This is a genomic window from Streptomyces hilarionis (genome assembly GCF_024539675.1).
Classification (GTDB): Bacteria; Actinomycetota; Actinomycetes; order Streptomycetales; family Streptomycetaceae; genus Streptomyces; species Streptomyces hilarionis.
In genome coordinates this window covers 1-4,679 of sequence record NZ_JAHHIT010000293.1, presented here as the reverse complement: position 1 = coordinate 4,679, position 4,679 = coordinate 1, and the positions used below count along the sequence as shown (strand labels likewise).

At 69.8% G+C, this 4,679-nt stretch carries 3 protein-coding genes; 1 reads left to right on the top strand and 2 read right to left on the bottom strand.

The genetic code is table 11. The annotated features are described in order from the left end of the window. A partial coding sequence (locus KMS84_RS37870; protein ID WP_256921097.1) for a GNAT family N-acetyltransferase occupies positions 1 to 569 on the bottom strand: 569 nt, incomplete at its 3' end. A gap of 279 nt (positions 570 to 848) precedes the next feature. Between KMS84_RS37870 and secA the strand changes: the two genes are divergently transcribed. After that, positions 849 to 3,692 (top strand): preprotein translocase subunit SecA, encoded by a 2,844-nt coding sequence (gene secA, locus KMS84_RS37865; protein ID WP_256921096.1) that lies wholly within the window; start codon positions 849 to 851, stop codon positions 3,690 to 3,692. Between the two features lie 142 nt (positions 3,693 to 3,834). Here the strand turns inward: secA and KMS84_RS37860 are convergent, their stop codons facing one another. Next, positions 3,835 to 4,446 (bottom strand): Rv3235 family protein, encoded by a 612-nt coding sequence (locus tag KMS84_RS37860; protein ID WP_256921095.1) that lies wholly within the window; start codon positions 4,444 to 4,446, stop codon positions 3,835 to 3,837. Positions 4,447 to 4,679 lie beyond the last annotated feature (233 nt).

Genomic DNA, 4,679 nt, shown 5'->3' with positions numbered 1-4,679 from the left:
GGCGTGGGGAGGTAGGGGGCGGTGGACGGCAGTCCGAGGTCGGACGGGAGCAGGGCGGCGAGGCGGCAGTCCCGTCGTGTGCCTTTGTTGGCGATGGCGGAGCGCATGACGCCCTCCGGGGTGAAGCCGGCTTTCTCGGCGACGGCGAGGGAGGCCTCGTTGCCGACTTCGGCGCGCCATTCGACGCGGTCGACGCCGAGGCCGGTGAACGCCCAGCGGGCGGCGGTGAGGGTGGCTTCGGTGGTGTAGCCGTGGCCGCGGTGTTCCCTGGCGGTCCAGAAGCCGACCTCGGCGGTGCCCGGGGCGCGCATGGTGAGGCTGAGGACGCCGGTGAGGGGTCCGTCGGGGAGGAAGACGCCGAAGGTGAACATGGAGCCGGTGGCCCAGCCCTCGGGGGCGAGCAGTTCGATGAAGCTGCGGGCGTGCTCGCGCAGGTAGGGGGAGGGGATCGTGGTCCAGCGCTGGATGTCGGGGTCCTGGGCCGCGGTGTACACCGCGTCGGTGTCGCGCGGGTCGAGGGGGCGCAGGACCAGGCGGGGGCTGGTGAGGGTGAGGGGCTCGGGCTCCATCGGGCGATTCTGCTCGGGGGGCGTGCCGGACGCCAGTTTCTGCCGGTGCGTGAGCGGGTGATCACGATTCGCGCAATTCGTCCGGCGCGGGCGGCACCATCGGCGGCGTCCGGCCGTTGTCCCCTGTGAAGAAGATTTCAGGAGCAGGTGCGCAGCAGTGTGCGGTCCTCGTCCGGCAGGCCTCCCGGCGTGGTGGGGTCCTCGCATACGATGGCCGTTGCTCAGTAAGTCAAAGGAAACCGACCGTCCCAGGCCCGACCGGCAAGGAGACCAACCCCCGTGTCCGTCCTCTCGAAGATCATGCGTGCAGGCGAAGGCAAGATCCTGCGCAAGCTGCACCGCATCGCGGACCAGGTCAACTCCATCGAAGAGGACTTCGTCGACCTCTCCGACGCCGAGCTGCGGGCCCTCACCGAGGAGTACAAGCAGCGGTACGCCGATGGCGAGACCCTGGACGACCTGCTGCCCGAGGCGTTCGCCACCGTGCGCGAGGCCGCGAAGCGCGTCCTCGGCCAGCGTCACTACGACGTGCAGATCATGGGTGGCGCCGCGCTGCACCTCGGCTATGTGGCCGAGATGAAGACCGGTGAGGGCAAGACGCTCGTCGGCACGTTGCCCGCGTATCTGAACGCGCTGTCCGGCAAGGGCGTGCACCTGATCACGGTCAACGACTACCTGGCCGAGCGCGACTCCGAGATGATGGGGCGCGTCCACAAGTTCCTGGGTCTGGAAGTCGGCTGCATCCTGGCCAACATGACGCCGGCCCAGCGTCGTGAGCAGTACGCGTGCGACATCACGTACGGCACGAACAACGAGTTCGGCTTCGACTACCTGCGCGACAACATGGCGTGGGCGCAGGACGAGCTGGTGCAGCGCGGCCACAACTTCGCCATCGTCGACGAGGTGGACTCGATCCTGGTCGACGAGGCGCGTACGCCGCTGATCATCTCGGGTCCGGCGGACCAGGCCACGAAGTGGTACGGCGACTTCGCCAAGCTGGTGACGCGCCTGAAGAAGGGCGAGGCCGGCAACCCGCTCAAGGGCATCGAGGAGACCGGCGACTACGAGGTCGACGAGAAGAAGCGCACGGTCGCCATTCACGAGGCGGGTGTCGGCAAGGTCGAGGACTGGCTGGGCATCGACAACCTCTACGAGTCGGTGAACACCCCTCTGGTGGGCTACCTGAACAACGCCATCAAGGCGAAGGAGCTCTTCAAGAAGGACAAGGACTACGTCGTCCTGGACGGCGAGGTCATGATCGTCGACGAGCACACGGGTCGTATCCTCGCGGGCCGCCGTTACAACGAGGGCATGCACCAGGCGATCGAGGCGAAGGAAGGGGTGGACATCAAGGACGAGAACCAGACGCTCGCCACGATCACCCTGCAGAACTTCTTCCGCCTCTACAAGCGCCACGACCATGACGGCAAGGAGCAGCCCGGCCTCTGCGGCATGACCGGTACGGCGATGACCGAGGCCGCCGAGTTCCACCAGATCTACAAGCTCGGCGTGGTGCCGATCCCGACGAACCGGCCGATGGTGCGCAAGGACCAGTCGGACCTGATCTACCGCACCGAGGTCGCGAAGTTCGAGGCGGTCGTCGACGACATCGCCGAGAAGCACGAGAAGGGCCAGCCGATCCTCGTCGGCACGACGTCGGTCGAGAAGTCCGAGTACCTGTCGCAGCAGTTGTCCAAGCGGGGCATCCAGCACGAGGTGCTGAACGCCAAGCACCACGAGCGTGAGGCGTCGATCGTCGCGCAGGCGGGCCGCAAGGGCGCCGTGACGGTCGCGACCAACATGGCCGGCCGTGGTACGGACATCAAGCTCGGTGGCAACCCGGACGACCTCGCCGAGGCGGAGCTGCGCCAGCGGGGTCTGGACCCGGAGGAGCACATCGAGGAGTGGGCGCAGGCGCTGCCCGCCGCCCTGGAGAAGGCCGAGCGTGCGGTCAAGGCGGAGTTCGAGGAGGTCAAGGAGCTCGGCGGGCTCTACGTCCTCGGCACCGAGCGGCACGAGTCCCGGCGTATCGACAACCAGCTGCGCGGTCGTTCCGGCCGTCAGGGCGACCCGGGCGAGTCGCGGTTCTACCTGTCGCTGGGCGACGACCTGATGCGGCTGTTCAAGGCGCAGATGGTCGAGCGCGTGATGTCGATGGCGAACGTGCCGGACGACGTGCCGATCGAGAACAAGATGGTCACGCGGGCGATCGCGTCCGCGCAGTCGCAGGTGGAGCAGCAGAACTTCGAGACGCGTAAGAACGTCCTGAAGTACGACGAGGTCCTCAACCGGCAGCGCGAGGTCATCTACGGCGAGCGTCGCCGCGTCCTGGAGGGTGAGGACCTCCAGGAGCAGATCCACCACTTCATGGACGACACGATCGACGCGTACGTCGGCGCGGAGACCGCCGAGGGCTTCCCCGAGGACTGGGACCTGGACCGGCTGTGGGGTGCCTTCAAGCAGCTGTACCCGGTGAAGGTCACCGTGGAGGAGCTGGAGGAGGCGGCCGGCGACCGGGCGGGGCTGACGGCCGAGTTCATCTCCGAGTCCATCAAGGACGACATCCGCGAGCAGTACGAGTCGCGGGAGACGCAGCTCGGCTCGGAGATCATGCGTGAGCTGGAGCGCCGGGTCGTGCTGTCGGTGCTGGACCGCAAGTGGCGCGAGCACCTGTACGAGATGGACTACCTCCAGGAGGGCATCGGTCTGCGCGCGATGGCGCAGAAGGACCCGCTGGTGGAGTACCAGCGTGAGGGCTTCGACATGTTCTCCGCGATGATGGACGGCATCAAGGAGGAGTCCGTCGGCTACCTGTTCAACCTGGAGGTCCAGGTGGAGCAGCAGGTCGAGGAGGTCCCGGTCCAGGACGCCGAGCCGGTCGACATGGACAAGCACGACGTGGTGCCGGCGCAGGCGGGCTCGCGTCCGGAGATCCGGGCGAAGGGCCTGGACGCTCCGCAGCGTCGTCAGCTGCACTTCTCGGCGCCGACGGTGGACGGCGAGGGCGGCACGATCGAGGGCGACTTCGAGGACGACGAGGAGCCGGTGCGTTCCGAGGCCGACGGTCTCACGCGCGCGGAGCGTCGCAAGCAGGCGAAGGCCGGACGGCGCCGCAAGAAGTAGCCGCGAGGCGTCGCTCAGCGACATGTGGGGCCGGGTCACCTGGGGTGGCCCGGCCCTTTCGCGTGCCGTCGTCCCCGCGTGCCGTCGCTTCTTCCTCAGTCGCCCTCGGTCGCCCTCGGTCGTCGCCCTCGGTCGTCCTTCCTCAGTCGTCCTGGGCGGGCGGGCGGCGGTGGCCGTCGAGTTCGACCGCGGTGCAGCGCCAGCGGCGGTCCCTGCCGAGTTCCAGGCGGAAGGCCATGGCGCGCACGCGGTCGCCTGCGCCGATCCGGGCGAAGGCCTCGATGGCGCCGGGGCGGGGCACGAAGTAGCCGATGTCGCGGACGACGGGCTGCGCGCCGTGGGCGGTGCGCAGGGGGCCGCGCTCGGCGAGGTGCGCCAGGTCGTCGTAGGCGGCGCCGAGGGTGTGGCGCAGCATGAAGTGAACGGGGCGCCGGCCGCTCAGGACGGCGAGGAGCCGGTCGGCGAAGAGGTCGGTGGGGCGCGGCTGGGGGAGCGGGCCGCCCGGGGCCCGGGTGGTCGCCGGGCGGCTGTCGGCGGGGCGAGTGGAGGCGCCGGCGCCGGACGCGCCCGGCGGCCTCCCGCCGGCGGGAGCGGTCCGCGGGGCGCCGCCGTCGGGGGTGCGCGGGGGCGCGCCGGCGGGACGGCGGGTGTCACGACGGCCGGGCGGCCGGGCGCCCCCGGGGCGAGCGCCCGGGCGGGCGCCGGGCAGGCGGGAGCCGGGGTGGGGCTGCGTCCTCGTCATGACCTTGTCCATGGGTTCCCCGTTCGACGGGCCCGGTGGTACCGGGCGGTAACTTGCCGTTGTGGATCTTGTACGGGGTTCCGGTCGGCGGCGGCAAGCCGGCGGCGCGCCCGTGTCGGGGGCCGTGGAAGTTCACTCATCAGGGGTGCGGCAGGGGGCCGGGAGCCCGGATTCCGGCGGGCGGCCGGGGTGAGTTCCGGGGCGTCGGGTTGACGCTGTCTCTTATACACATTCCGAGCCCACGA

Bases quoted from the DNA above. Each gene is read 5' to 3' on its own strand.
- KMS84_RS37860 (WP_256921095.1), bottom strand. From the start codon at position 4,446: ATGGACAAGGTCATGACGAGGACGCAGCCCCACCCCGGCTCCCGCCTG.